Annotated in this window: 22 protein-coding genes; 8 read left to right on the forward strand and 14 right to left on the reverse strand. The window is 75.0% G+C overall.

Annotated elements, in window-relative coordinates:
* Positions 1 to 4: 4 nt before the first annotated feature.
* Together WA762_RS26770 and sph are read right to left on the reverse strand one after the other, a co-directional pair.
* Entirely contained in the window at positions 5 to 718 is a 714-nt protein-coding gene (locus WA762_RS26770) for a response regulator transcription factor (protein ID WP_335939043.1), read from the reverse strand.
* Positions 719 to 870: 152 nt separating this feature from the next.
* Complete coding sequence (gene sph, locus WA762_RS26775; protein WP_335939006.1) at positions 871 to 1,851, reverse strand: sphingomyelin phosphodiesterase; 981 nt, start codon at positions 1,849 to 1,851, stop codon at positions 871 to 873.
* 477 nt (positions 1,852 to 2,328) lie between these two features.
* Between sph and WA762_RS26780 the strand changes: the two genes are divergently transcribed.
* A complete protein-coding gene (locus WA762_RS26780; RefSeq protein ID WP_335939008.1) occupies positions 2,329 to 4,464 on the forward strand; it encodes a tetratricopeptide repeat protein in 2,136 nt (711 codons plus the stop codon).
* A 13-nt stretch (positions 4,465 to 4,477) separates the two neighbouring features.
* On the opposite strand, the gene WA762_RS26785 is transcribed toward WA762_RS26780, so the two are convergent.
* The 6 genes from WA762_RS26785 to xylB form a co-directional block, all read right to left on the reverse strand.
* On the reverse strand, positions 4,478 to 6,301 hold the full coding sequence (locus tag WA762_RS26785) for a hypothetical protein (protein WP_335939010.1): 1,824 nt from the start codon (positions 6,299 to 6,301) through the stop codon (positions 4,478 to 4,480).
* Between the two features lie 170 nt (positions 6,302 to 6,471).
* Positions 6,472 to 7,002 carry a DUF4232 domain-containing protein gene (locus WA762_RS26790; protein WP_335939012.1) on the reverse strand — a complete coding sequence of 177 codons (531 nt, stop codon included), beginning with the start codon at positions 7,000 to 7,002 and terminating at the stop codon, positions 6,472 to 6,474.
* A 192-nt stretch (positions 7,003 to 7,194) separates the two neighbouring features.
* Positions 7,195 to 8,562, reverse strand: a complete 1,368-nt coding sequence (locus WA762_RS26795; RefSeq protein WP_335939014.1) for a cytochrome P450 — start codon at positions 8,560 to 8,562, stop codon at positions 7,195 to 7,197.
* A 340-nt stretch (positions 8,563 to 8,902) separates the two neighbouring features.
* On the reverse strand, positions 8,903 to 9,766 hold the full coding sequence (locus WA762_RS26800; RefSeq protein ID WP_335939015.1) for a hypothetical protein: 864 nt from the start codon (positions 9,764 to 9,766) through the stop codon (positions 8,903 to 8,905).
* A complete protein-coding gene (locus WA762_RS26805) occupies positions 9,766 to 11,043 on the reverse strand; it encodes a VWA domain-containing protein (protein ID WP_335939018.1) in 1,278 nt (425 codons plus the stop codon). Before WA762_RS26805 ends, WA762_RS26800 begins: the two co-directional genes overlap by 1 nt.
* 258 nt (positions 11,044 to 11,301) lie before the next feature.
* Positions 11,302 to 12,789 carry a xylulokinase gene (xylB, locus tag WA762_RS26810; protein ID WP_335939019.1) on the reverse strand — a complete coding sequence of 496 codons (1,488 nt, stop codon included), beginning with the start codon at positions 12,787 to 12,789 and terminating at the stop codon, positions 11,302 to 11,304.
* Positions 12,790 to 13,054: 265 nt separating this feature from the next.
* Between xylB and xylA the strand changes: the two genes are divergently transcribed.
* Positions 13,055 to 14,227, forward strand: a complete 1,173-nt coding sequence (xylA, locus tag WA762_RS26815) for a xylose isomerase (protein ID WP_335939020.1) — start codon at positions 13,055 to 13,057, stop codon at positions 14,225 to 14,227.
* 585 nt (positions 14,228 to 14,812) lie between these two features.
* On the opposite strand, the gene WA762_RS26820 is transcribed toward xylA, so the two are convergent.
* From WA762_RS26820 to WA762_RS26840, 5 genes are all read right to left on the reverse strand, one after another.
* A complete protein-coding gene (locus WA762_RS26820) occupies positions 14,813 to 15,457 on the reverse strand; it encodes a DUF305 domain-containing protein (protein WP_335939022.1) in 645 nt (214 codons plus the stop codon).
* The gene (locus WA762_RS26825) at positions 15,454 to 16,104 is read right to left on the reverse strand and encodes a DUF3105 domain-containing protein (RefSeq protein ID WP_335939023.1); all 651 of its coding nucleotides are present in this window, start codon (positions 16,102 to 16,104) and stop codon (positions 15,454 to 15,456) included. The genes WA762_RS26820 and WA762_RS26825 overlap by 4 nt, the downstream gene beginning before the upstream one ends.
* Positions 16,105 to 16,197: 93 nt before the next feature.
* On the reverse strand, positions 16,198 to 16,629 hold the full coding sequence (locus WA762_RS26830) for a hypothetical protein (protein WP_335939024.1): 432 nt from the start codon (positions 16,627 to 16,629) through the stop codon (positions 16,198 to 16,200).
* Positions 16,630 to 16,778: 149 nt separating this feature from the next.
* Positions 16,779 to 18,143 (reverse strand): 3-carboxy-cis,cis-muconate cycloisomerase, encoded by a 1,365-nt coding sequence (pcaB, locus tag WA762_RS26835; protein WP_335939025.1) that lies wholly within the window; start codon positions 18,141 to 18,143, stop codon positions 16,779 to 16,781.
* A 175-nt stretch (positions 18,144 to 18,318) separates the two neighbouring features.
* Positions 18,319 to 19,086 (reverse strand): VOC family protein, encoded by a 768-nt coding sequence (locus tag WA762_RS26840; protein ID WP_335939026.1) that lies wholly within the window; start codon positions 19,084 to 19,086, stop codon positions 18,319 to 18,321.
* A 233-nt stretch (positions 19,087 to 19,319) separates the two neighbouring features.
* Here WA762_RS26840 and WA762_RS26845 point away from each other — a divergent pair, with 233 nt between their 5' ends.
* Both WA762_RS26845 and WA762_RS26850 read left to right on the forward strand, forming a co-directional pair.
* Positions 19,320 to 21,038: an FUSC family protein gene (locus tag WA762_RS26845; protein ID WP_335939027.1), complete on the forward strand. Its 1,719-nt coding sequence runs from the start codon at positions 19,320 to 19,322 to the stop codon at positions 21,036 to 21,038.
* A gap of 27 nt (positions 21,039 to 21,065) precedes the next feature.
* Complete coding sequence (locus WA762_RS26850; RefSeq protein WP_335939028.1) at positions 21,066 to 21,572, forward strand: MarR family winged helix-turn-helix transcriptional regulator; 507 nt, start codon at positions 21,066 to 21,068, stop codon at positions 21,570 to 21,572.
* A gap of 30 nt (positions 21,573 to 21,602) precedes the next feature.
* Here WA762_RS26850 and WA762_RS26855 read toward each other — a convergent pair whose 3' ends face one another.
* On the reverse strand, positions 21,603 to 22,358 hold the full coding sequence (locus WA762_RS26855) for an IclR family transcriptional regulator (RefSeq protein ID WP_335939029.1): 756 nt from the start codon (positions 22,356 to 22,358) through the stop codon (positions 21,603 to 21,605).
* Between the two features lie 662 nt (positions 22,359 to 23,020).
* On the opposite strand from WA762_RS26855, the gene WA762_RS26860 reads away from it, so the two are divergent.
* Genes WA762_RS26860 through WA762_RS26875 form a run of 4 tightly spaced genes read left to right on the forward strand, consistent with a single transcriptional unit; the run spans position 23,021 to position 26,007 of the window.
* Positions 23,021 to 24,640, forward strand: a complete 1,620-nt coding sequence (locus tag WA762_RS26860) for a sensor histidine kinase (protein WP_335939030.1) — start codon at positions 23,021 to 23,023, stop codon at positions 24,638 to 24,640.
* Complete coding sequence (locus tag WA762_RS26865) at positions 24,637 to 25,044, forward strand: roadblock/LC7 domain-containing protein (RefSeq protein WP_335939031.1); 408 nt, start codon at positions 24,637 to 24,639, stop codon at positions 25,042 to 25,044. Before WA762_RS26860 ends, WA762_RS26865 begins: the two co-directional genes overlap by 4 nt.
* A complete protein-coding gene (locus WA762_RS26870) occupies positions 25,041 to 25,412 on the forward strand; it encodes a DUF742 domain-containing protein (RefSeq protein ID WP_335939032.1) in 372 nt (123 codons plus the stop codon). Before WA762_RS26865 ends, WA762_RS26870 begins: the two co-directional genes overlap by 4 nt.
* Positions 25,393 to 26,007, forward strand: a complete 615-nt coding sequence (locus tag WA762_RS26875) for a GTP-binding protein (RefSeq protein WP_335939033.1) — start codon at positions 25,393 to 25,395, stop codon at positions 26,005 to 26,007. Before WA762_RS26870 ends, WA762_RS26875 begins: the two co-directional genes overlap by 20 nt.
* The last annotated feature ends 48 nt before the right edge of the window (positions 26,008 to 26,055 follow it).

Consider the following 26,055-nt stretch of genomic DNA (forward strand, 5'->3'; position numbering starts at 1 on the left):
CTGGCTACGACGGCGCACGCGACGTGCCCCTCGCCGGGTCGGTCAGCTTGTAGCCCACCCCGAAGACGGTGAGCAGTCGGGCGGGGCGGCGCGGCACGTGCTCGATCTTCTTCCGCAGGTTCATGATGTGCACGTCGACGGTCCGGAAGCTGATGTACCGGTCGAAGCCGTGGAGTTCCTCCAGGAGCCGCTGCCGGGAGAAGACCCGCTCCGGTTCGGCGGCCATGGCGGAGAGGATCCGGAACTCGCCGCGGGTGCACTCCACGGGCCGTCCCTCGACCGACACCTCGTGCCGGACCGGATCGACCGTCAGGGCGCCGACCCTGAGCACCTCGTCCGCGACCACGTCGGCGGCGACCGCCCCCCGGCGGCTGCGCCGCAGCAGCGTCCGTACCCGCGCCATCAGCTCGCGCGGGCTGTACGGCTTGGTCATGTAGTCGTCCGCGCCGAGGTCCAGACCCAGCAGCAGATCGTCCTCGGTGCTGCGGGCGGTCAGCATCAGCACCGGCAGCTCCCGGTGCTCGGCGCGGAGCACGCGGACCACGTCCAGTCCGTCCGCCCGGGGCATCATCACATCGAGCACCAGCAGATCGGGCTCCCGGTGACGGACCTCGGCGAGGGCGGCGAGCCCGTCCCCGACGACCGTCACCGAGTGGCCCTCGTGTTCGAGATAGCGGCGTATGAGCTCCGCCTGCTTCTCGTCGTCCTCCGCGACCATGACGTTTGCGCACACGCGGACGATCGTAGACGAGCGCCGACGCCCTCCCTCGGTCCCTCGCACGCCCCGGCCGGGGTCCGCGGTCCGGTCGGCACGTGCCGGGTCCCGCGACGCCGCAGGTATTTGTCAGACCACCCCCTAGCCGCGAAGCGCTATCGCGCGGACGCGACCACCGGATAGTGGTCGGAGAGGTTCGTGTACGTGTAGCTCCTGCCCCAGCTGGACACGGTCCAGGGCGCGGTCTGTTCCTTGACCACGGTGTTGGTCCACCCGGACGGCCTGACGTGCCCGGCGCGGTGCAGCACGTGGTCGAGGTCCTCGCGGGGGTCGTCCGGGTAGCGGTCGGCGGCGATCGAGTTCTCGGCGGTGTCGAACGAGTACGGGTGGCCGGTACGGGCGTCGGCCCCGGCCAGCCCCGCGTCGGCGAGCACGGACGCGTACTCGGCGGAGCGCGAGTCGACGTTGAAGTCACCGGCCACGATGACCTGTTCGGAGGCCGGGATGCGCTTGGCGTCGAGGAAGGCGTCGATCTGCCTGAACTGCAGGCTGCGCTTGGCGGCGGCCTCACCCGCCCCGCACCCGGGGTCGGTCGACTGGGTATGCGTCCCCACCACGTGCACCGGGGTGCCGTTGACGTTCAACTCCACATAGGCGAAGCCCTTGTTGGACCACCAGTCGCTGCCGCACGCGTCCTTGTAGACGAACTGCTCCTTGCGGACGACGGGCCACTTGCTCAGCACGGTGACGCCGCCGTCCTCCGGAGCGACGGCCGAGTACGACCCGCCGGTCGCGTCCCAGCCGCTCCTGCTCCGGCCCACCACGGGCGTCTGGTACGGATACTGCGCGGAGGCGTTGCGCAGCAGGGCGTCGGAGGCCGAGTTGTCGAACGCCTCCTGGAGCACCACGACGTCGTTGCCCTGGAAGAACGACGCCTTCGGTGTCTCCGCGGCCCGGTGGTCCTGCCCCCAGTTGGGGTAGAGCGTCTTGCTGAAGATGAACGCGTTGTACGTGAGGACGCGCAGCGACGGGGTGTCCGCCGCCGCTGCCTGCGGGGCGTTCGCGGTCAGCGCGGCGGCGGCCAGCGCGGTGGCCAGGGCCACACCGGAGGCACGGCGGATCGTGGGGTTCGGCACGGGTTCTCCCGGATGCGGAAGGGGGGTGGACGATTGCCGCCGCCCATCCAAGCAGGGCGAGTTACTCGTGGGTAGACAGTGGGCGCCGGGAGTCTTGCCACAGCCCCACGAACGGATGGCGGCGGGCGACGGGAGGCGATCGGGGGCGTCCCGGGCCCGCCGTGCCGGTCCGACGGGCGGTCACCGGGCCGTCCCCTGCCGGGCCGTCGGGCGTCCCGTGCTCCGCCACCTCCGCCGGGCCGCCGGGCCGCTGGGCGTCCCGTGCTCCGCCACCTCCGCCGGGCCGCTGGGTCGCTGGGCGTCCCGTGCACCGCCCCTCCGTTCCTCCGCCCCTCCGCCGGGCCGCCGCGGCGCGGACATCACGGCGGACTCCGGGGGATGTCCGGCCGGGTGACGCTAACGTTGAGCCGCACGGTGACAGCGGCGGTGCCGGGGAGGGCGCACCGCGCGGAACACCGGGAACGAGGAGTGCTCGACATGCTGGATCCCACGTCGGTGGCGGCGATCTCGGCGGTACTCGGTGCGATCGGCTCCGGAATGGCCAACGAGGCCGGAAAATGGGCCTGGGAGTCGACCGGCGGCGTCGTCCGCAGAATCGTCGGCCGGGAGGTCACCGCCCCCGTCGCCGCGGACGAACGCGACGACGTCGCGCTCATGGTGCACGAGCGCATCCGCACGGACCCGCGGCTCGCCGCCCGCTGGGCCGCCCTCACCGCACGGCTGCCCGACGGCCCGCGCCCGGTCGGGGCCGCGGGGTCCCATCTCCCCGCCTCCACCCGGTTCTTCACGGACCGCAAGGAGGCGATGAGGCAGCTCCACCGCGAGGCGTCCCGCCGGGCCGACGGGCGACCCCGGGTGGCCCTGGTGCACGGCCCCGACGGCATGGGCTCCAGCACCCTGGCCGCCCACTTCGGTTCGCGGCACGGCCGCCTCTTCCCGGACGGCCGGATCTACGCCGACCTGGGCGGCGGCGGGGCCGGGAGCGCCCGCGACATCGGCGCCGTGCTGCGCGTCCTGCTCCGCCAGCTCGGCGTGCCGGACGGGGACATGCCGCCCGCGACCGACCGCCTCGGCGAGTTCTTCCGGCACTGCGTGTCGGACCGGAGGCTCCTGGTCGTGCTGGACCACGCGCATTCCGCGGCACAGGTCAGGCCCTTCCTCGCCTCGGCGCCGGGGGTCTTCACCATCGTGGTCGCCAGGACCCCGTTCCCCGGTCTGGACGCTCTGCGGGTGCCCGTGGGCCCGCTGACCGACAAGGACGCGGTGCGGCTGCTCACCGAGATCACCGACAAGTCCGCCGTCGCCGCCGCCCGGGCCGCGCTGCCCTCGCTGCTGGCCCGATGCGGCGGATCCCCGTACGCGCTGCGGGCGGCGGCGGGCAGGCTCAGGACGTCCGTGCCGCCCGTGCCCTCCGCCCGGGCCGACGGCGACCCGGTGCAGGGGGCGGCGGAGGACGGCTACCGGTTGCTGGACCCCGCGGCCGCCCGGCTGTACCGGCTGATGGCGCTGCGCGGCTGGCCCGCCTTCGACGCCGCAGTGGCCGCCCGGACCGCCGGCCTGGACCCGGCCGCCGTCCCCGCTCTCCTCGACGGCCTCGCCGACGGGATGCTGCTGGAACGCGCCCTGGGCGCGAACGGCGACTGGCGCTACCACTACCGCCCCGGCGTCCGCGCCCACGCCGAGGCCGCGGCGATCCGGGAGGACGGAATCGCGGCCTGCTCCGCCGCCCTCACCCGCACCCTGCTGGCCTACGCCGACCGCGCGTCGGCCGCCGCCCACCAGGCGCTCCCCGAGAGCTGGCGCGTCCCGGCCCCCGCCGGCGACCGGGCCGGGCAGCAGCGGTACGAGGACCGGGGCGCCGCGCTCGAAGCGCTCCTCGCGGACCTGGGCAACCTGGTCGAGGCCGTCCGCTGCGCCGAGGAGTCGGGCGCCCCGGACATCGCCGTGCGCCTGTGCCGGGCCCTGTGGCCGACGCAGCTCAAGGCCGGACACCATGAGACGCTGCTGCCGGCCCTGCGCATCGGCGCCCGGCTGGCCGACGCCCATCTGCCGGACGGCGCCGACGCCGGAGCGCTGCACGCGCAACTCGCGCACACCCTCACCGAGTTGGGTCGGTGGGACGAGGCGGAGGCGGCGGCGTCCGCGGCGGCGCGGGCCGAGAAGTCGGCCGGCCACAAGCGGGGCCATGCCTCGGCCGTGGAGTCCCTGGGCCTGCTGAGGCTGCGTCAGTGGCGTTACCAGGAGGCGTACGAGTGCTTCGAGGAGGCCGGCGCCGTCCTGGACACGATGGACGCCCGGGACGAGGGCGTGGCCGATCTGCCGCGCGCCCGGGCCCTGCTGGAACGCCACCGCGGGCGGGCCCTGCGCGGGCTCGGGCGGGGCGAGGAGGCCCGGCGGCACCTGGAGACCGCGCTGAGCCGCTTCCGCGACAGCGGCGACACGTACAACACCGCCCGGGCGCTCACCGACCTCGCCGAGACCTGGCTGGAGGAGGACGACACCGACGCGGCGCTGCCCCTGATCGACGAGGCGATCGGGATCCTCGACGGACAGCGCGCCGAGTACCACGTGTCCCATCTCCGGCGGATGCGGGCGGGCTGCCTCGCCGGCTGAGCCGTCCCCCTCCTCACCCGCCGTGCTCCGGGGCGGGCAGCGGAGCGATCCGCACCCGATGCGACCGGTCGCCCGTCCACACGGTGAGCCCGTCGGACACCGCCCGTGCGAGCCGCCGCGCGGGCGGGGCCGCGTCGGGGCCCTCCGAGGCCAGCCAGGCGTGCAGGGCGGACGCGTACACGGCGGGATCCACGCCGGACGCCCCCGCCGCCCCGCCGCCCGGCTCGGCCGTCATCAGGAGCGGTTCCCCGTCGCGCACGCGCGCCACGCACGTGGACGGCCCGGTCGTGTAGGCCGCGACCGAGCACCCCTGGTGGCGGCGCAGCACCTCGGCGGTCCAGAGCGACGGCGACCCGAAGCGCGGGTCGTCGGGCGCGCCGTCCCGGAACACGACGTCGGCCAGGTCCAGTTGGTCCACGTCCCGGGTGTCCTCGTGCAGCGCGACATGGAGTTCCCCGCCGCGCTCCCGGCCCGGCACCGGGCGCGTGCCGGTCCGGCGGCTGATCGCGACCTCTCCCGGCCCCAGCACCCATGACCGCACGTGGAGGGGGACGGTGACCGTCGCCGGCTCGTGCCCCGGCAACGGCAGCGGCTTCAACGAGGCCGGACGGCCGGGCTCCGGCGCCCCCAGCATCGAGTAGAACAGCCGCCGCAGCCGTGCCGCGGACTCGCCCGGCACCGACGTGGTGAACTCGGCGGGCCCGGACAGCGGCCGGTGATCCCGGAGCAACGCCTCGATCTGCGCGACGAGCGACGCCCCGGGGTCGAGCTTCGGCGCCTCCCGCATGAAGGCGGAGATCGGCGCGTCCGGATCGAGGGCGGCGAGCGGCGCCGCGGCCAGCAGCACCGGAGTGCCCAGCGCGGCCGCGTAGAAGGTGACCGAGCCGTGGTCCCCGATCACCGCGTCGGCGGCCAGCAGGGCCTGCCGCCACCCCTCCAGCGGGTCGATCAGCGAGAGCCCGGCACGCCGGGCGCGGTCCAGCCAGGAACGCACCTGGCCGGGCCCGTGGCCGTGCCAGATGTTGGGGTGCAGCACGGCGGCGAACCGGTACTCGTCCACGGGGAACTCGGCGGCGACCCGGTCCAGGAGCGCCGCGACCACATCGCCGCCCGTCCCGTCGCCCGTCTCGTCGCCGTCGCCGAACAGCGAGTCGGAGTTCCAGGTCGAGTTGAGCAGCACCAGCCGCTGACCCGGCCGCACCCCGAGCGCCCGGCGGAAGCGCTCGCGGCGCGGCCGGGCGGCGAGCACGCGGTCGAAGCAGGGGTCACCGGCGAGCACGGCCGTCGGCGCCGCCTCCGGGCAGGCCAGGCGCAGGCGTTCGTACTGCTCGGGGTGGGAGAGCACGAGCGCGTCCGCGATCGGCGCGCCTCGCGAGAGCAGCCACTCCGGAGCGAGCCCGAAGACCCCGGCGGGCGCCCCCGACCCGGCGGCGTCCGGCGTGGCCAGCCGCTTGGTGTAGCCGACGCCGTGGGAGAGGACGGCTAACGTGCCGGAGAAGGCGTCCAGCCGGCCGCCGAAGCTGGCCGACACCGTCAGATCCACCCGGGTCTCGACCGCCTGCTCCCACGGCAGGACGGGCACCCCCGTGTCCGCCAGCAGCTCCGCCGTGCCGGCCATGAACGCCGAGGAGCCCGTGCAGGTGGCCAGCAACTGGACCCGCAGGTCGTCGTCGAACAGGGGCAGCACGTCGAGCAGCCGGGTCGCGGCGGTCACGTTGTGCACGACGAGGAGGACCCGCAGGCACTTCCCCCGGGTGACCCACCGCTCCGCGTCGTCCCCCACCGGCACCCGCACCCGCCGGGCCCGCCCGCACTCGGTCATCCGCGCACCGCTCATCCGCTCCGCTCACTCACTCCGGGTCGCCCACGCGAGGGGCCACGATAGTCAACCGGCGACGCCGGAACGGCACGGAGGCGCGCGCGGCCCTGCCGGACGGCCCGCGCGGGACGGGGCGGCGTCCCGCGCGGGCCCGGACTCCGGTGCGGGCGCGGGCGTCTGGCCGCCCGTCAGCGCGTCGCGTCCGCCAGCGCGCGGTCGGCGGCGGCGCGCGACTCGTGCCACAGCGTGGTGAGCGGCTCCCACACATGGACCCCGCCGGGCATGCCCACCGAGGACGCGGAGAACGTCACGCCCACATGGGACGGATCGGCCGCCACGGAGAGGCTCCTGACGACGTGTCCCTCGACGGCCCTCGGATCGGCCGTGCGCACCGCGGCGTACGCGGTCCCGCCGCGGGCGATGACGTAGGGGCCGCTGTCGGCGGGCGGAACGGGCTGCGCGGAGCCGTCCAGGCCCCGGAAGGTGACCGTGGGGATCCGGTCCACCGCGCAGGCCCGCCCGCCGTGGTTGGCGACGCTGAGCCGGGCGACGTTCCGCCGGCCGCCGGGGGCGGCCCGCACGTCGAGGTCCTTCTCCCGGCAGACACCGGTGCGGCGCGCGTCGGCGGCCGGCGCGGCGCCGGCCGCAGCCGACACCGAGGGGGCCGATGCCAGGGCGCCCGCGGCCAGGACGGGGACGAGAGCGGAGCGGAGGCGCATGGTGGTTCTCCCGGAAGGTCGATGGCCTGTGGATGCGGCCGGGCGGCCCGGCGACCGGGCACGGCCGCCACCGTCAGTGTGACCCGCGCCACCCGGCTTCCGCGACGGGGCGTGCCGCGCGATCCCGCGGTCGGTACCCGTACCCCGTACCCATATCCGCGTCCGTGCGCCCGCTCCTCCCTCGGCGAGGACTCAGCGGGCCCGGACCGTGGCGGTCATCTCACGGTCCGGTTGCAGGGTCAGCCCGGGGACCGGGGTGACGACACCGGGGTCCACCTCCAGGTCGAAACGGCGTGCCAGCACGGCCAGGACCAGCACCGCCTCGACCATCGCGAACCGCGTGCCCAGGCAGGCCCGGGGGCCGCCGCCGAACGGGAACCAGGCGTACTCCGCGATCTCGTCGCCGTGGTCGGCGTCCCAGCGCTCGGGGCGGAACTCCTCGGGCCGAGGGAACCAGCGCTCGTCCCGGTGCGTGGCCCACTGGCTGGCCCACACCCTGGTGCCCTCCGGCAGCGGGACGCCGCCGATGCTCGCCCCCGCCTTGGCGACCCCGGTGACCAGCCAGATCGTCGGGTAGACGCGCAGGGTCTCCTTGATCACCGACTGGGTGTACGGCAGTCGGGCATAGTCGTCGAACTCCGGCTCCCGGCCGTCGAGCACCCGGTCCAGCTCCTCGGTCAGCGCCTCCCGCACCCGGGGGTTGCGGGACAGCAGGTACCAGGCCCACACCAGCGTCGAGCTGGTCGTCTCGTGGCCCGCGAGGTAGAGCGTGACCGTCTCGTCGCGGATCTCCCGGTCCGTGAGGCGCGCCCCCGTCTCGTCGACCGCGGTCAGCAGCCGGCTGAGCAGGTCGGGGCGTTCGTCCCCGCCGTCGCGACGGCAGTCGACGACCCGGCGCACCTCGGCGTCGATGACCGCGGCGGCCCTTCTGATCCTGGCCCGGCCCGGGGTCGGCACCCAGTCGGGCAGCACCGCGCCGATCCCGGCGAACTCCTTGCCGATCTCGTGCTGGGCCACGTCCATCGCCCGGCCCATCGCGTCGGCGTCCGCGGCGGTGTCGACGCCGAAGATGGTCCGGACCGCGATCCGCTGGGTCAGCGCCGCCATCGCGCGCTTGACGTCGACGCGTTCGCCGTCCGACCAGGAGTCCGCCAGCTCCGCCGCGCTGCCCGCCATGGTCGCCGCGTACGAACGGACCTGCTTGGGGCGTACGGAGGGCTGGACCAGCGACCGCTTGCGCCGCCAGTCGGCGCCCCGGGCGATGATCACGCCGTTGCCCACCACCGTGCGGAAGGCGATGCCGAGCGCGGGCTGGTCGAAGCTGCGTTCCGTCTCGGCGAGCAGTTCGCCGATGTACCGCGGGTCCGCGACGTACACGCACCGGTTGGGGCCGAACCGCCAGGCGACCATGTCCCCGTGGTCGCGCAGCCGCTCGAAGAAGGCGAGGGGGTCCCTGCTGAAGCGCGGCAGGTTTCCGAGGAGCGGCAGCCCCCTCGGTCCGGGGACGATCGTGCGGCCTCGCGACGCGGCGCCGACGGCCGGTCCGGTCTCCGTGGACATGTGAGGTCTCCGCTCCCTTGTGACGCGCCCGGCCCGTGCCGGGCCGGCCGGACGGCGGGGGCGGGCGCACGACATGCGCATGCCCGATGGTCGTCCCGCGTGGTCATCTTCCGTGTGCGGCACGTGAGTTGTCGAGGGCGGGGAGCCGGCGGCGCGGGGGAGCGGGACGGGAGGGAGGCGGCGTGCCGGGGCGCCGCTCGCGCCGTACGGGTACGACGACGGCCCCCGGTCCGGCGTGGAGCCGGTCCGGGGGCCGTGCGGAGGCCCGGGGCGGGCGCCCGCCCGGCGGTACGGGCCGGGCGACGCCCCGCGTTCGGGCGGCCGCCGCCGCGGTCGGCGGTCAGGCGCCCGGCGGGAAGGCGTTCGGCGGGACCCGGGACGGGCGGCCGGAGCCACGGGTGAGGGAGTAGCCGAAGACGGCCGCGAGCGCGCCCAGCACCCCGCCGCCGACGGTCCACAGCCAGCGGTCGGTCCACCAGCCGGAGGCCCAGCCGTCCTCGGGCTCGCTGCCGAGCGAGACCCGGGCCGGCGCGGAGCCGCCGTTGGCGGCCGAGGAGCCCGACGCCTGCTCGACGGAGGACGCCCCGGGGACCAGCGGTTCGGCCAGCCTGCCGTCCACGTCCGCCGACCCGCCCTTGTCGACCGAGCCGACCTCGATCTCGGTCCGCACCGGAAGGCCGAGGTCCGCCGAGGGCAGGTCGACGACCGTGAGGCGTACGTAGTAGCTGCCCGGCAGCGGGTCGTCGGCCCACGGCTCGGACCACGCGCGGACCGTCCGCAGCACACAGGTGAGCTCGACCGACGACGCGTCGGGCGCCGCCTTCCCGGTCTGGCGCCCGTACATGCAGGCCTGGCGGCGCCGCAGCCCGTCGTACACGTCCACCTGCCAGGTCGACGCGCCGTGCCGGGCGGCGCTCTCCGGCAGGGTGACCTTGGCCTTCACCGTGGCCCGCTGCCCGGCGTCGGCGGGGAACACCCAGTACAGGTAGTCGCCCGTGGAGGCGTCGGCGGTGGCGCGCTGGTTCTGCTGGATCGCCGTCGCCGTGCGGAAGGTGGTGCCGGCCTCCGTGGGGCCGGCCGCGCCGTCCGCCGCGCTCGGGCTCGGGTCCGCCGACGGGTCGTCCGCCGCGGCGGCCCCCGCCGGCGTCAGCAGGGCGAGCCCGGTCAGCAGCGCACCCGCGAGTGCGCGAGTCGTACGCCTCATCAGTTGGTCCTCCAGACGGCGATGCGCCAGCGCGAGATCCAGCCCGTCACCAGTCCCGCGAGCAGCCCGGTGAGCGCCAGGACGCCCAGCAGCCACCAGCCGTGGCCGAGTCCGAACGCGGCGACGTCGGCCGCGTCGTCCGGAGCGTCCACCAGGTCCACGGTCAGCTCGACCGGCATGCCCGGCTCGGTCTTCACCGAGGCCGGAGCCGAGAAGGAGTTGCCGAGCTGGAGGCAGACCGTCTCGGCCGGGGGCTCGGCGCCGTCCTCGGCGGCGTCCTGCTCGGGCTTCGGGTAACGCAGCCCGGACGAGATCGCGTCGGTGCGGCCGGTGCCCGACTCCGACCCCCGGACGATCTCCCGCCCGTGCGTCGTCACGGCCCGCAGCAGCACGCCGTAGTCGTTGTTCACGGCACGGTCGGCGGAGACGCTGACCGAGGCCCGCAGCTCCTGACCGGGCCGCACGTCCACCCGGTACCAGCGGTGCTCGCCGATCCGCTGCCGGTCCGTGTACAGACCCGCCTTGAGCTCGGGCGCCTTGGAGCAGCGGTCCGCGCCCTCGGTCGCCACCGGAGTGACCGTCGGCTCGGCGGCCCGGTCGACCAACTGCTTGACGCGGCCGGAGAGTTCGTCGGCGTGCTGGACCGCGGTGTAGGTGCCGCCGGTGGCCTCGGCGATGCAGGTCAGCTGCTCGCGGATCTTCGTGTTCGGCACCAGGCCCAGGGTGTCGATGACCAGGTGGATGCCGCTGGCCGCGATGCCGCGCGCCACCTCGCACGGGTCCAGCGGACCGCAGGTGTCCTCGCCGTCCGTGATCAGCACGATCCGCCGGGTGGTGTCCCCGCCCTTGAGGTCGTCGACGGCGCCCTGCAGGGCCGGGCCGATCGGGGTCCAGCCGGTGGGGGCCAGGGTGGCCACCGCGGTCTTCGCCTCGGTGCGGTCCAACGGGCCGACCGGGTAGAGCTGCCGGGTGTCCTTGCACCCGACCTGCCGGTCGTCGCCGGGGTAGTTGGCGCCGAGCGTCCGGATGCCGAGCTCGACCTGCTCCGGAACCGCGTCCAGGACGTCGTTGAACGCCTGCTTCGCCGCGGCCATGCGGGACTGGCCGTCGATGTCGCGGGTCCGCATGGAACCGCTGACGTCGAGCACCAGCTCGACCTTCGGGGGCGCCTTGGTGGGGGTTTCGTCGGCCGCGGCGGGAAGTGCCGTACCGAGCCCGGCGGTCAGGGTGGCGAGCAGAATGCCCACCCCGACCGTCAGCCTTCTTCTTGTGATCATCGCCGGATACTATTGAAGATCGCTTCGCTTCCCCAAACCGGTGCGGAGGGGCCCCGGGAGCGCCCTGCTCCGTCGTGCGCGGAGCGGCCGGCCGGTGGCGCACGGCTCCCGCGACGGCCGCCGGGGGCAAGGGAGTTGCACCCGCACGGGTCCGGGGCGGAGGGGTGCGCGGCAGCTGGTTTCCGCTCTCCGCGCACTCCCGGGCAACGCCCGGCCCGCGGCGGCCGTTCCCCCCCCGTACTCCCGGCGACGCCCGGCTCACGCCGGCCGGGTTCCGCCCCACAGCGGGCCCGCCGCCCGCTCCAGCACCGACCCGACGCGTTCCCAGGTGGCCGAGTCGCGCGCGACGGCCGGCAGCCGGACGCCCTCGCCCGCGCCCCAGGCGGTGGCGATCGCGACCGGGTCCTCGCCCGTCGCCGCGCCGGCGGCCAGCGCGGCCGCGCCCAGGGCCACCGGTTCGCCCGGGGCGGGCACGACCAACGGCCGTCCGGACAGCCGCCGTACCGTCTCCACCCACCTGCGCCCCCGGGCGCCGCCGCCGATCAGACGCAGCGGCCGGGCCGCCACCGCGGGGTCGGCCGGGTCGAGGCCGCAGGCGCGCAGGAGTTCGTCCAGGGCCCGCAGGACGGCGACCACCGCGCCCTCGTAGGCGGCGCCCAGGAGCCGGCGCGGAGTGGTGTCGTGCCGGAGCCCGGTGAACAGACCGGAGGCGGCGGGCAGATCGGGGGTGCGTTCGCCGTCGAGAAAGGGCAGGCACACCGCCTCGCCCCCGGGCTCCGCGTCCTCACGGTCCAGCCCCAGCAGGGCGGCGACCTTGTCGACGGCGAGCGTGCAGTTGAGGGTGCAGGCCAGGGGGAGGTACGTGCCGTCCGTCGCCGCGAAACCGGAGAGCGCCGGTGACGCGGGCCGGGACCGGGAGGCCGCGAAGACCGTGCCCGAGGTGCCGAGGCTGAGCACCGGATGGTCCAGCAGCCCGGCTCCGCCCAGCCCCAGACCCACCGCGGCGCCCATGTTGTCCCCGCTGCCCGCGGCCACGGCGATCCCGGCGGGCAGGCCCAGCGCGTCGGCCGCTCCGGTGGTCAGCGAGCCGACGCGCGTCCCGCCGGTCGCGGCCACCTCCGGCAGCGACGCCGAGTCGAGGCCGAGGAGCCGGAGAATCCCGGGATCGTACGCACCGGTCGCGGTGGAGTACCAGCCGGTGCCCGAGGCGTCCCCCGGGTCGGTGGCCGCGACGCCCGAGAGGCGCTCGGTGAGGAAGTCGTGGGGGAGGCGCACGGCGGCGGCCGCGGCCGCGTTCCACGGCTCGTTCTCCCGCAGCCACCGCCACTTCGAGGCGGTGACCGAGGCCACCGGCACCGACCCGGTCCGCGCGGTCCACGCGCCGGGGCCGCCCAGCGCCGCCGTGAGGGCGGCGGCCTGCGGGGCGGAGCGGGTGTCGTTCCACAGCATCGCCGGACGCAGCGGACGCCCCGTCCGGTCGAGGACGACCAGACCGTGCTGCTGTCCGCAGACCGCGATGCCGGTCACGGCCGAGGCGGGGACCCGGGACTCCCGCAGCGCGTCGCCGACCGCCCGGCACAGCGCCCGCCACCACGTCTCCGGGTCGCTCTCGCGGGCCCCGGCCCCGCCGGAGACCGGGTGCGGCGCACGGCCGACGGCGAGCGGGCGTCCGGTGTCCGCGTCGGCGAGGACGGCCTTGGCCGACTGGGTGGAGCTGTCCACGCCGATGACGACGGCACGCGACATGGGCGGCCTCCTTCTGCTCCCGCGACGGGCGGCTGACGCGCGCGCCGGGCGGTTTTGATCGTAGGGAAGACGAAAGGCCGGGTCGAGCCCGGGACAGGGGGCGCTTGCGCCGCGCAGCAGCCGGGGCGGTCCGGTGGCGGGAGCGCGACGGGCCGCGGGGTTACGGCGCGGCGGGCGCGCGTGCATCATCAGTCATCGCTGTGAACAAATCCAGGCCGGGCCCGGACCCGGCCCGGGCCCCGACGGCACCGAAGGCGGCCAGACGATGACGACGGAACGCTTCACGCCCACCCCCGAGGACAGGTTCACCTTCGGTCTGTGGACGGTGGGCTGGCGGGGACGGGACCCGTTCGGCGACGCCACCCGGCCCGCGATCGACCCGGCCGAGTCCGTGCGGCGGCTCGCGGAACTCGGCGCGTACGGAGTGACGTTCCACGACGACGACCTCGTCCCGCCCGGGGCGTCGGACACCGAGCGGGAGGGGATCGTCAGGCGGTTCCGGCGGGCGCTGGACGCGGCCGGGCTCGTGGTCCCCATGGCGACGACGAACCTCTTCACCCATCCGGTGTTCAAGGACGGCGCGTTCACCGCCAACGACCGCGACGTACGCCGCTACGCGCTGCGCAAGACCCTGCGCAACATAGATCTGGCCGTCGAACTCGGCGCCACCACCTATGTGGCCTGGGGCGGCCGGGAGGGGGCGGAGTCCGGAGCGGCCAAGGACGTCCGGGCCGCTCTCGACCGGATGAAGGAGGCGTTCGACCTGCTCGGCGCCTATGTGACCGAGCAGGGCTACGACCTGCGGTTCGCCATCGAGCCCAAGCCGAACGAACCGCGCGGCGACATCCTGCTGCCGACCGTCGGGCACGCCCTCGCGTTCATCGAGCGGCTGGAACGCCCGGAGCTGTTCGGCGTCAACCCGGAGACCGGGCACGAGCAGATGGCCGGACTCAACTTCCCGCACGGCATCGCGCAGGCGCTCTGGGCGGGCAAGCTCTTCCACATCGACCTGAACGGCCAGTCCGGCATCAAGTACGACCAGGACCTGCGGTTCGGCGCGGGCGATCTGCGCCAGGCGTTCTGGCTCGTCGACCTGCTGGAGACGGCCGGTTACGCGGGCCCGCGCCACTTCGACTTCAAGCCGCCGCGGACCGAGGACCACGAGGGCGTCTGGGTCTCGGCGGCCGGCTGCATGCGCAACTATCTGATCCTCCGGGAACGCGCCGCCGCCTTCCGGGCCGACCCCGCCGTGCGGGAGGCGCTGCGCGCGTCCCGGCTCGACGAACTGGCGCGCCCGACCGCCGCCGACGGCCTGGCCGGGCTGCTCGCCGACCGTTCGGCGTTCGAGGAGTTCGACGTGGACGCGGCGGCGGAGCGGGGGATGGCGTTCGAGGCGCTGGACCAGCTGGCCCTGGACCATCTGCTCGGCGTCCGCTGACCCCGCGCACGGGGCGCCGACGCGGTGCGGCGGCCCCCCGGACCCCGGCCCGGAGACGGGGGAGGAGCCCGGCCCGGGGTGGGCCCGGCCCGCCCGTAGGGCCTGTCGCGCGGGGGGAGTCGGGGCGGCGCGCGGCCCTCGCCCCGGCTCCCGGACGGTTCAGCCGGTGGTCCGGCCCTCGGCGCACGCCGGCGGATCGGCCGGCGCCCGCGCCGGCACCCGCGCGACGCCCCCGACCCTCGTCGCCTCGCCCTCGTCGCGGACGGCCCGCGGCACCGCGCCGAGGCCGCTGCGGCGCACGGCGGCCTGGTCGACCTCGGCCCCGGGGGTGCGAGGCCGCGCTCGGTATCGGGCGGAGCCTATGGGATGCCCGGTACGCACCGACGTGCGATCCGCGCGCCCGGGAAGGCCCGTCCGTCGCGCGGGAAGGCCGGTCCACGCACTGGGGAAGGCCCGGTCGGGTGCCCCGGGAGGCCCGGTCCGCGCACCCGGGAGCGCGGACCGGGCCTCCCGGGACGCGTAACCGCGCACCGGGGACCACCGGATCCGCGCGCGCCCTGGGGCCGCGGGGCCGCAGGACCGCGATCAGGGCTTCCGACCGCGCTCCTCGAGCATGTCCGCCATGAGCCCGATCTCCGACTGCTGGCCCCGGACCATGCCGGCCGCCAGGTTCGCGATCTCCTCGGTGCCGGCCGCGTCGGCCGCCGCCTGCGCCATCTCCGCGCCCGCGCGGTGATGCGCCGTCATCAGCCGCAGATACAGCACCTCGGCGTCCCGGCCCTTCGCCTTCCGCAGCGCGTCGAGCTCGGCGTCGGTGGCCATGCCCGGCATGAGCGAACCGTCGCCCCGGGGCGTGAAGGAGTGCCCCATCCACGCCATGGGAGCGGCGCTCGACGACTTGGGACGCCCCCACATCTCCAGCCAGCCCAGCATCATGCCGCGCTGGTTGGCCTGGGTGTTGATGATGTCGTACGCGAGTCGGCGCACCGCCACGTCGGAGGTGCGGTCCCGCACGATGAACGACATCTCGACCGCCTGCTGGTGGTGGACGGACATGTCGCGGGCGAAACCGACGTCGGCCGACGTCTCCGCGGGCGCGGCCGGTGACGCGGCGGGATCCCCGGAGGAGGACCCGGCGAGCATCAGCGCGACGAGCCCCAGGGCGAGCAGCAGCACCGCGCCGCCCGCCACCAGCAGCGTGCGCGGGGAGCGGAACGGGAGCGGCGTCATCGGGCGACCCCGCCCGAGCAGGCGGCGCCCGGCTCAGGGGTCTGCGGCCCCTGCACGTACTTGGCGAAGAACCGCTCCACCCGGGCGTCGGCGGCGCCGGTCACCGTCACCTGCTTGCCCCAGGCGCTGAGCATCAGCGGGGCGGCCTGGTCCTTGACCGGACTCATCAGGGAGTACGGCGTCGCCCTGACGCGCTCGCCGAGCTTCTCGACGTCTTCCGGGGCGGCCTTGTCCGAGTACGTCACCCAGACCGCGCCGTGCTCCAGGGAGTGCACGGCGTTCTCGTTCGGGATCGGCTCGGTGTAGACGTCCGCGTCGCAGTTCATCCACACCGGGTCGTGGTCCCCGCCGACCGGCGGGTTCATCGGGTAGTCGACCTTCGTCCCGACGTGGTTCTGGGAGAGCTTGTCCCAGGACCGCTCGCCCTTCACGGGGGCCGACTCGGCCTTCTTCGCGGCCTGCTCCCGGTCGTCGGCGGCGGACATCAGATAGCCGCCGCCCGCGACCAGCCCGCCGAGCACGGCGACGGAGGCGACGAGGGTGATGACGCGGACGCGCCGCTCGCGGGCCCGCTCCTTGCGGCGGGCCTCCTCCAGCTTGGCGCGGCGTGCCTGGGCAGGGGAGTTCTGCTTCTTGTCGGAAGCCATGGGAAGTCCTTCGGTTCGGCGTACGGAGGGAGGCGGCATGCCCTCGGGCATGCCGGTGCGCGTCCTCGGTGTCCCGAGGAACGGGGCCTGCCTCTAGATCCGTTGAACCTGCAGCCGGGTGCGGTCGACTTCGCGCACGGCGTCGTTGGACGGGCCGCGGATCGCGGCCGCGCCGGTGAGCGGGGCGGCGGGCGGCGCGTCGGTCGGGCAGGGAAGCGCCACGGGCGCGCTCTGGCCAGGAAGCACGACGGGCGCCGAGCTCTCGGACGTCCCGTGGCAGGAGCTTCCCCCGCCGCGTTCCTGCGGGGCCCGGGCCACTGCGGTCTCCGGGGCCGCCGGATGCGCCGGAGTCGTCGCGCGGGCGGCCGCCTCGGTGCGAACGTCGGCGAAGTGGTGCCCGGACGGGCTCCCGGACGGGACGGAGCAGCACGAGACCAGGGTGCACAGGACGAGCAGCCAGCCCAGCACCACCGCGGCGGGCGCGTTCGCCCCCCGGCGGTGTCCCGGCGCGCTCGGTCTGTTCATCCCCGTCATCGTACGCGGTGCGTGAAAGTTCAACGAGGGTGGACCGGGCGCCGGAACCGCCCGCCTTCGACGCCCGGGGCCCGGGTGCGAAGAGGCCCGCGAAGGGAAGAGGCCCGCGAAGGAAGGGGAGCGGCGGCGGACGGGCGGGTTCAGCCGCGGTCCAGGGCCCGGTCGGTGAGCGGGCCCGCACAACCGGTGTACCGGGCGGGCTCGGTCAGCTCGCCCAGATCCAGACCGGCGAGCTCCGGTTCCTCGGCCAGTACGTCGGACAGCACGTCGGCGAGGTCCGTGGTCTCCGCCCGCGCCCGGGCGGCGGCGTTCAGCAGCACCTCCCTGGCCCGCTTCCGGCCGATCCGCGCGGCGAACACGGCGGCCAGCCGCTCCGAGACGATCAGCCCGTCGGTGAGCTGGAGGTTCTCCCGCATGGCGTACGGGACGACGCGCAGGCCCTCGGTGAGTTCGGCGGTCCCGCGCGCGGCCCCGCCGACGAGGGCCAGCAGGTCGCGCAGCGGCTCCCACTCGGCGTGCCAGGCCCCGGCCGGCCGCTCGTCCCCGGCGGCCAACGACCCGTACAGCGTCGCCGCCAGGCCCGGCGCGCGGCGGGCGGCGGCGGCGATCAGCGTGGCCCGCACCGGATTGGCCTTGTGCGGCATCGTGGAGGAGCCGCCGCCGTGCCCCTCGGCCACCTCGCCGATCTCGGTACGGGACAGGATGAGCACATCGGCGGCCGGCTTGCCCAGGGCGCCCGCGGTGAAGGCGAGCGCGCCCGCCAGGTCCGCGACCGGGGTGCGCAGGCTATGCCACGGCAGCAACGGTTCGGCCAGACCGAGCTCGTTCGCGAACGCCTGCACCAGCGGCAGACCGGAGCCGGCGGCGAGGCCGTCCTCGTCGCCCCCCGAGAGGGCGTCGAACGCGGCCAGCGTCCCCGCCGCGCCGCCGAGCTGCGCCGGCAGGGACTCCCGTACGGCCGACAGCCGGTCCCGCGCGTCGAGGATCAGGGAGCGCCAGCCCGCCGCCTTCAGCCCGAAGGTGGTGGGCACCGCGTGCTGGGTGAGGGTGCGGCCGGCCATCGGGGTGTTGCGGTGGGCGAGGGCGAGCCGCGCCACCGCGTCCGCGGCCCGCGCCAGGTCGTCGAGGACCGGGGCCAGCGCCCGGACGGCGACGAGCATGGCGGCCGTGTCCAGGATGTCCTGGCTGCCGGCGCCCCGGTGCACATACGGCCGGGCGTCCGGCCCGACCGCCGCGAGCAGGTCGACGACCAGCGGCGCGACCGGATTGCCGGCGGCGCGGGCGCGCAGCGCCAGGTCCCGTACGTCGAAGCGGCTCGCGTCGGCCGCGGCCGTCACCGCGCGCCCGGCCTCGACGGGGGCGAGCCCGCAGACCGCCTGGGCGCGGGTGAGGGCCGCCTCGGCGTCGAGCATCGCCTGCAGGAAGGCGCCGTCGCCGGTGGCCGCCTCGGCGGGGGAGCCGGCCCGCCCGGGGGCCAGCAGTCCGGCATCGTTCTCGTACGTCAACTGAACTCCAGGGAGGACTGAACTTCAGGAAGGACCGGAAACGGGGAAGGACCGGAAACCGGGGAGGAACGGGACTCCGGGAAGGAATGGGACTCCGGGAGGGGCCGGGGCCCGGCCTGCGTGCAACCGTTTTCCGTCCCGTTGCCTCGGACGGCTCGCGCCCCGCGCGGCGGGGTCAGGCTTCGCCGTCCGCCCGGTGGATGCCGAACACCGCGCCCTGCGGGTCCCGGACCACCGCGATGCGCGGCCCGCCGGGCACGGTCGTGGGCGGCGTCAGCAGCTCGCCGCCCGCGCTCTGCGCGGTGGCCGCCGTCGCGTCCACGTCCCGCACCGCGAAGTACGGCACCCAGCACGGCGGCGTGTCGGGGGTGAACGCGTCGTCCGTCACCGCCATGCCGCCGAAGTCGGCGCCGTCCACACCCCACTGCGGGTAGTTCTCCGACGCGGTGTTCACCGTCCAGCCGAAGACCGCGGGGTAGAAGGCGAGCGCCGGGTCCGCCTCATGGGTGACGAGCTCGACCCAGCCCAGCGACCCCGGGGCGTTCAGCCGCCCGGCCCCCGCGAAGGCGCGCGCCTGCCACAGCGAGAACACCGCGCCCGACGGGTCCGCGACCACCGCGAACCTGCCCTGGTCGAACACGTCCAACGGGCCGACCAGGAGCGAACCGCCCGCCGACCGCACCTTCTCCACGACGGCGTCCACGGACCGGGCGGCGAACGAGACCGTCCAGGCGGGCGGCCGCCCCGGCTGGTACAGCGGGCTGAGCGCGGCCACCGGGGCGTCGTCCAGCCGCGCCATGGTGTAACCGCCCGCCTCCTCGCGCGGATCGGTCTCGCTCCGCCAGCCGAAGAGCGCCGCGTAGAACGACGCGGCGGCGGGGACGTCGGCGGTGCTCAGCTCGACCCAGCAGGGACCTCCGGGCACCGGTTCGGTCAGCTTCATCGGGCTCCTCCTCGGGCGCGTGGCGGCGGGGCGTCTGGACAGGGCGGGAAGGCTCGGGCGCGGTGGGGCGCGCCGCCGCACCCCGGCCCGCCCGGGGTCCGCCGCGCCCGGGCGCCGCCGGGCCGCGCAGTTGAACGCTAGGGCCTCGCGGGGAGACCGGCCATCGGTGCGGAGCGCGGGGCGTCGGCGGCGAGAAAATGTTTTACGGGTGTAACACCTGCTAAAGTATGTGGGTGAGTGATACAAGCATCCGGTCCGGACGGGTCTCCGTCCGCAAGCTCCCGCTGGTGGCCCCGCTGCGCCTGGCCCGGCCCTCGGACATGTGGTTCAAACCCGCGACGAGCGTGGTCGTCGCCGGCGCCGTGCCGGACCTGCTGCTGTTCGCCGTCGGCCGGCTCGACCTCGTCATGTACACCATGGCCGGGTCGCTCTGCGCGCTCTACGGGCACAACCTGCCGTATGCCCGCCGAGCCCGGGCCGTCGCGGGGGTCGTGCTGTCGATGGCCGTCGGCATGGCGATATCCCTGGTCGCGGCCTCGCTCACCGGATCGGTCGCCGTGCTCGTCGCCGTGGGCGCGCTGCTCGCCGCCGTGCAGAAGACGCTGTGCGACGCCACCCGCATCGGCCCGCCCGGACCGGTGATCTTCACCTTCGTCACCTCGGCCGCGCTCTTCGCCCCGCAGCGCCTGGGCCAGGTGCCCGGTCATGTGGCGCTGACCCTGGCCGCGGGCGCGTTCTCCTGGCTGGTCGCGGTCGCGCCCGCGGCGATCCGCCGGGAGGGCCCGGAACGGCGGGCGACCGCCCGTGCGCTCGACGCCGCCGCGGCGTACGTCGACCACCCCGGCCACCGCACCCGGCACGCGGCCGCCGCCGCCGTGCACGCGGCCTGGCAGACACTCCTCGACGCCGGACGCCCGACACCCGTACGCCGGACACTCGAATGCCTCGTCGTCCACGCCGAGGCCGCCCTGGTCGGGGGCGCGCTCGGCGGGGGAGGCTCCGCCGCTCCGGACCCCGCCGCCGCGTCCGACGCCGACCGGCTCCGGGCCTGGGCCCGGCAGACCAGGGCCCGCGGCCCGGTCCCCGCCCCGCGGCCCGTCCCCGGCATGTCCGAGGAGCTGTTCGGCATCGACGCCGAACGGGCCGCCCGGCGGGCCGGCGGTCGGCGCGAGGCCCGGCGCGCCCTGCTGAAGAGCCTGGCCCCGGGCTCCCCGCTGCTGCCCATCGGCGCCCGCGCGCTCATCGGCTGCGCCCTGGCCGGATACGCCTCCCAGGCGGCCGGCGTCGGCCGGCCGTACTGGGCGATCGTCACCGCCGCCTCCCTCTACCAGGCCAATGTGACCCTGTCGTGGAACCGGGCCCTCCAGCGCACGCTCGGCAATCTGCTCGGCGTCCTCGTCTTCGCCGCCGTCCTGCCGCTCAGCCGCCTCTCCGCCCTCGCCCTCATCGGCTGCTGCCTCTTCTTCAGCTTCGCGGCGGAGGCCCTGATCACCCGCAACTACTGGCTGGGCTCCGTCGCCGTCACCCCGATGGCGCTGCTGGTCCTGGAGTTCGGCGGAACGCACCCGGCCAGCGAGCTGATCGCCGACCGTGCCCTGGACACCGTGATCGGCGCAGCGACGGGCCTGCTCGCCGCCGTGCTGGTGACCAACCGCCGGGCCGCCGGACGGCTGGAGAGGGCCCTGGACGCCACCGACCGGGCCCGCGCCCACGCCGTGCACGCGCTCGCCGCCCCCCAGACCACACCCGCCGATCTCGACGCCGCCCGTCGCCGGCTGACCGGATCGCTCGTCGAACTGCGCGAGGCCGACGACACCGCGGCGGGCGAATGGTGGCAGCGGGCCCTGCCCCAGGAGCAGGTCCTCGCGGCGGAGCAGGCCGGACATCGTACGCTCGCGGCTACAGCGACACGGCAGGGGCTGATCGTCCCGGCCCGGGAGAGCAGGGGCTGACCGCCCCGCTCGGAAGAACGGAGCGGTGTGACCGACGACATCGTGGCCTCGGTGGTACGGCAGTGGCGGGCCGTCAACCCGGAACTGGACACCGGCCCCATGGAACTCATCGGCCGGATCAGCCGGTGCGCGGCCCTGCTCCAGCAGGCCGAGGACGCGCCGCTGCGCGCCGCCGGACTGACCCGCGCCGAGTTCGACCTGCTCGGCGCCCTGCGGCGGATCGACCGCGAGCTCACCCCGGGCGAGCTGGCCAGGGAGACGTTCTCCTCCGGCGCCGCCGTCACCAAGCGGCTGCGGGCCCTCCAGGAGCGCGGCCTCGTCGGCCGGCGAGGCGACGAGCGCGACCGGCGCGTCGCCCATGTCCGCCTCACCGCCGAGGGTCTCGAACTCGTCGACCGGCTGCTGCCCCGGCAGCTGGCGTACGAACGCTCGGTGCTGTCGGGGCTCGACGAGCAGTCCCGCACCCGGCTCAGCGCCCAGCTCAGCGAACTGCTGGTGCAACTGGAGGGAAGCATCGGCGGCGGCCGGCGCTGAGAACGCGTACGGGGGGAGCCCGGGACGGCGTCAGTCCGCGTCCAGCAGGGCGACGGAGCGGCGCAGTTCCCCGGCGCGGCGGGCCAGCGCCGGGTCCCCGCCGCGGTCGGCGGGCGCCGACGCCACCAGGGCCAGCCGGTCCCGCCGGCTCGACCCGGCCAGCGGGACGGCCACGGCGTGCAGCCCCGGAACGCACTCCCCGCGGCTGACGGCGTACCCCCGCGACCGGACCAGGGCGAGCTCCGCGAGCAGCGCCGACCGCGTGCGGAGCCCCGCTGGCGCGCACCCGGGCAGCTCCTCGCCCGGAAGCAGGGCGCACACCTGGTCATCCGTCAGGGCGGCGAGCAGCAGCCTGCCGCCCGCGGTGGCGTGGGCGGGGCGGGTACGGCCCGGCTCCGGCGCCACCCGTACCGGGTGCGGCGACTCGCGGCCGTCCGTGACGACGATCCGGTCCCCGACCAGGGCCACGCTCTGCACGGTCTCGCCGGTGCGCAGCGCCGCGTCGTCCAGCACCGTCCCGAGCCGCTGCCGGGCCGCCGCGTCGAAACCGGCCGGGAGGCCCAGCCGGACCAGCTCCGGACCGGCCGCGTAGCCGCGTCCCGAGGAGTCCCGCACCGCGAACCCGCGTCCCTCCAGGGTGCTGAGCACGCGGTGGGCCGTCGACCGGCCGACCGAGAGCAGCGACGCGGCCTCGGAGACCGTCAGCCGGTCGTGGGCGAGGAACAGCTGTATGAGCCGCAGCCCGGTGTCCAGCGACTCGATGGTGTAGTCCCGCGTCGGACCCATGACGTGTCCCTCTCTCCTTCTCCGTCCGCGCCCCGGCGTGTTCCGGCCGGGGCGCGCGGTTCGTGTTCCCGGGGCGGTACGGGCGGCCCGCCGCCCCTTCGCGTGACGGCGCGGAGTGGACCCGGGTGGCCCGTCGGGGTGAAGTTCCGCCGGGCGGCGGACCGGGGGACCGTCGCCCGGACGTACCCCCGGCGCTCCGCGGTGATCCCCGTCGTACCGCGCCGCCCGGTCATGAAAGCGCGCCTTTCGATCCACTTCGATCACATGTGTTCTTGTCCTTCAGGGGAGGACGTGATGCCGCATCCATGGCCGGTGTCCGAGGGGCATCGTGCCATGTCTCCGGTCAACTGAGGCCGTCGATGGGCCGGTCCGGTCTGCCGACGGTTCGTCTCCGTCCCGCCCAGCGGTACGGAATCCGCCGGAACTCGCCGCTTCCGACCCTCCGTCACTCCCCGCGCACGCTCGAAGGCGCAGCGTAGAAAAACTCGTGAGTGTATTACCGCGCGAGCGTTCGCGCAGGGGGTTGGATGAATGCGCCGAGGCACTGATTCGATCTGACTAAGCTCACGCGCAGCACAGTCGAGTTGAGATGAAATCGAGTGCTTGTTCACGACTGTCCTGCAAGCGCGTATATCTCCCGAACCAACCGCCAGAGGTTCTAGATGGTCCGTGTTGAATCACCACCGGCCGAACGGGGCGCCCCCGTCGTTCGCGCCATGCTGCTGCCCGTGGTCCTGACCGGTGGCGCGACCGCCGCCGCGGCGGCGCTGGTATCCGGGGCCTCGCGGATACCAGTCGTCTGGTGCGGTGCGCTCGCCACCGTCGTGATCACCGTGCTCAGCGTCCGGCTCGCCCGCCGGGCGCGGGACATGGGCACCCAACGCGCGGTGTACGAAAGGCGCTTCGCCGACCTGGAACGGCGCATCGCCGCCCACGACGACGAGACCGTGCGGATCGGCAAGGAGCTCCTGCCCGCCGCCATCCACCGGCTGCGCGTGGGCAATTCGCCCGAAGAGGTGCTCCGGGACGTCGTCGACTCGGACGAGCGCTACCGCGACCTCCCCGACGCCCAGCGCGCCCTGGTCTACAAGGTGCTGAACATCATCGACAACGAGGAGGCGACGCGTGACTCCGCGCAGCGCGCCTTCGTCAACGTCGCCCGCCGCGTCCAGGCGATCGTGCACCGCCAGGCCAGCGAACTGCGGGAGATGGAGGAGCACCACGGGCGCAACCCCGACGTCTTCGACGACCTGCTCCGCATCGACCACGGCACCGCGCTGATCGGCCGCCTCGCCGACTCGATCGCGGTGCTCGGCGGCGCCCGGCCCAGCCGCCAATGGCCCAAGCCCGTGCCGCTGTTCAGCGTGCTTCGGGGCGCGATGTCCCGGATCCTGGAGTACCCGCGGGTCGATCTGCACTCGATCGCGAAGGTCGCCATCATCGGCACCGCCGTCGAACCGCTCATCCACGCCTGCGCCGAACTCCTCGACAACGCCACCCGGTACTCGCCGCCGCAGACCCGGGTCCACGTCACGGCCGTCGAGGTGCAGACCGGCATCGCCATCGAGATCGAGGACGGCGGCGTCTCGCTCAGCGAGGAGGCCCGCGCCCGGGCCGAGAACATGCTGGCCAGGGCCCAGGCCGGTTCCAGCATGAACGACCTCGGGGAGTCCCCGCGCCTCGGCATGGCCGTCGTCGGCCGCCTCTCCCGGATGTACGACCTCCAGGTCTCGCTGCGGCAGTCCGCGTACGGCGGCGTCCGCGCGGTGCTCATCGTGCCCCGCGCCATGATCACCACCGGACCGGCGCCCGGGATCGCCCACGGCATCGGCGCCACCTCGCGGCCCACCAGCGACATCGACCACGAGGCCATGAAGCACGTCGTGCCCGCCCGGCGCAAGCGGCGGCCGGTGGCCCAGCGCCCCGCCACCGGACCGGTCGCGCCCGTCACCCGCCCGGTGGCCCCCGCGGCCGCCATGGAGGACGACGTCCCCGTCGTCACCGAGTGGACCGCCGGCGGCCTCCCGCAGCGGCGCAGCCGGGGACGGGCCCCGCTCGGCTCGCACAACCTCCCGGCGCAGTCGGCCGAATCCGCCCCCGTGCAGCGCAACGGCCACGTCAACGGCCACGGGCACGGCCCGGGCAACGAGGGCGGGGGCGGCCGGGAACAGCCTCCCGGGCTCTGGCTGGAGGCGTTCACCAATGCCGTCAACGGCGTGCCGCAGGAGCCCACGACCGACGAAGACTCCGACGACGCCCGGGACAAGGGAGACCTCAAGTGATCCAGCAGCGGGGAAACATGGACTGGATGCTCAAGGAACTGGCCGACGACGTACCGGACGTCCACCAGATCGTGGTGCTCTCCGCCGACGGCCTGCGCATCGCCCAGCACGGCGGCGACCCCGACGTCGCGGACCGTCTCGCCGCGGCGTGCGCCGGACTCCAGAGCCTGGCCGCCGCCGTCGCCACCGAGATCCCCTACAGCGACGGCATCATGCGCCTGGTCGTCATCGAGGTCACCGGCGGCTTCTTCTACATGATGGCCGCCGGGACCGGCGCGTATCTCGCGGTCCTGGCCGGCGAGACCGTCGACGCCGGACACGTCGGGGCACGGATGCGCGACATGGTCGTGCGGATCGGCGCCCATCTGACGAGTCCCCCGCGCCATGACAGGCAGGGCGGATGAACTCTCCCAGACGAGAACGCCGAGAGGCCGATCCGGAGCTGGGCGACCCGGAACGGCTGTACGTGATCACCGGCGATCCCGACGGCAGCGAGCGAGCCGCGCTCGACCTGGTGACGATGGTCGTCGCGAAGGCCCAGCCGTCCCCGACGGTCCAGCCCGAACAGGCCGTGATCCTGAGGCTCTGCCAGGCGCCGTTATCCGTCGCCGAACTCTCGGCCTACCTGGGTCTGCCGTTCAGCGTGGTGACCTCGCTCCTCACGGAACTGCTCGCCACCGACCTCATCGAATCGCGCGCACCCATCGTCCGCGCCACTCTCCCGGACAGGTCCCTTCTCGAAGCGGTGATGCATGGACTTCAGAAGCTCTGACACGATCGCCGGACCCCGGCGCGAGGACGTCCTTCCCACCACGGCCACCGCCGCGGTGAAGGTCGTGATCGTCGGCGGGTTCGGGGTCGGCAAGACGACCATGGTCGGATCCGTCAGCGAGATCCGCCCGCTCACCACCGAAGAGACCATGACCCAGGCCGGCGTCGGCGTGGACGACAACTACGGGGTGGAGAGCAAGACCGCCACCACCGTCGCCATGGACTTCGGGCGCATCTCCATCAGCGAGGAACTGATCCTCTACCTGTTCGGCACACCGGGCCAGGAACGGTTCTGGTTCCTGTGGAACGGGCTGTTCGAGGGCGCCCTCGGCGCCGTGGTCCTCATCGACACCCGTCGCCTCGAAGTCAGCTTCGACGTCATCGGCAGGCTGGAGGAGCGCGGCGTGCCGTTCGTCGTCGCCGTCAACACGTTCCCCGACGCCCCGAAGCACCCCGTCGAGGCGCTGCGCACCGCCCTGGACCTGCCCGACGAGGTCCCGATGATCGACTGCGACGCCCGGCTGCGCGGCTCCAGCCGCGACGTGCTGATGACCCTCATGCGCTACCTGCACAGCCTGGCCCTCCCGCTCGCCTGACCGCAGCACCCACCCCCCGCGCGTCCCATCCGTCCCGGATCCCTGGAA

This window comes from Streptomyces tyrfis (assembly GCF_037034285.1).
Classification (GTDB): Bacteria; Actinomycetota; Actinomycetes; order Streptomycetales; family Streptomycetaceae; genus Streptomyces.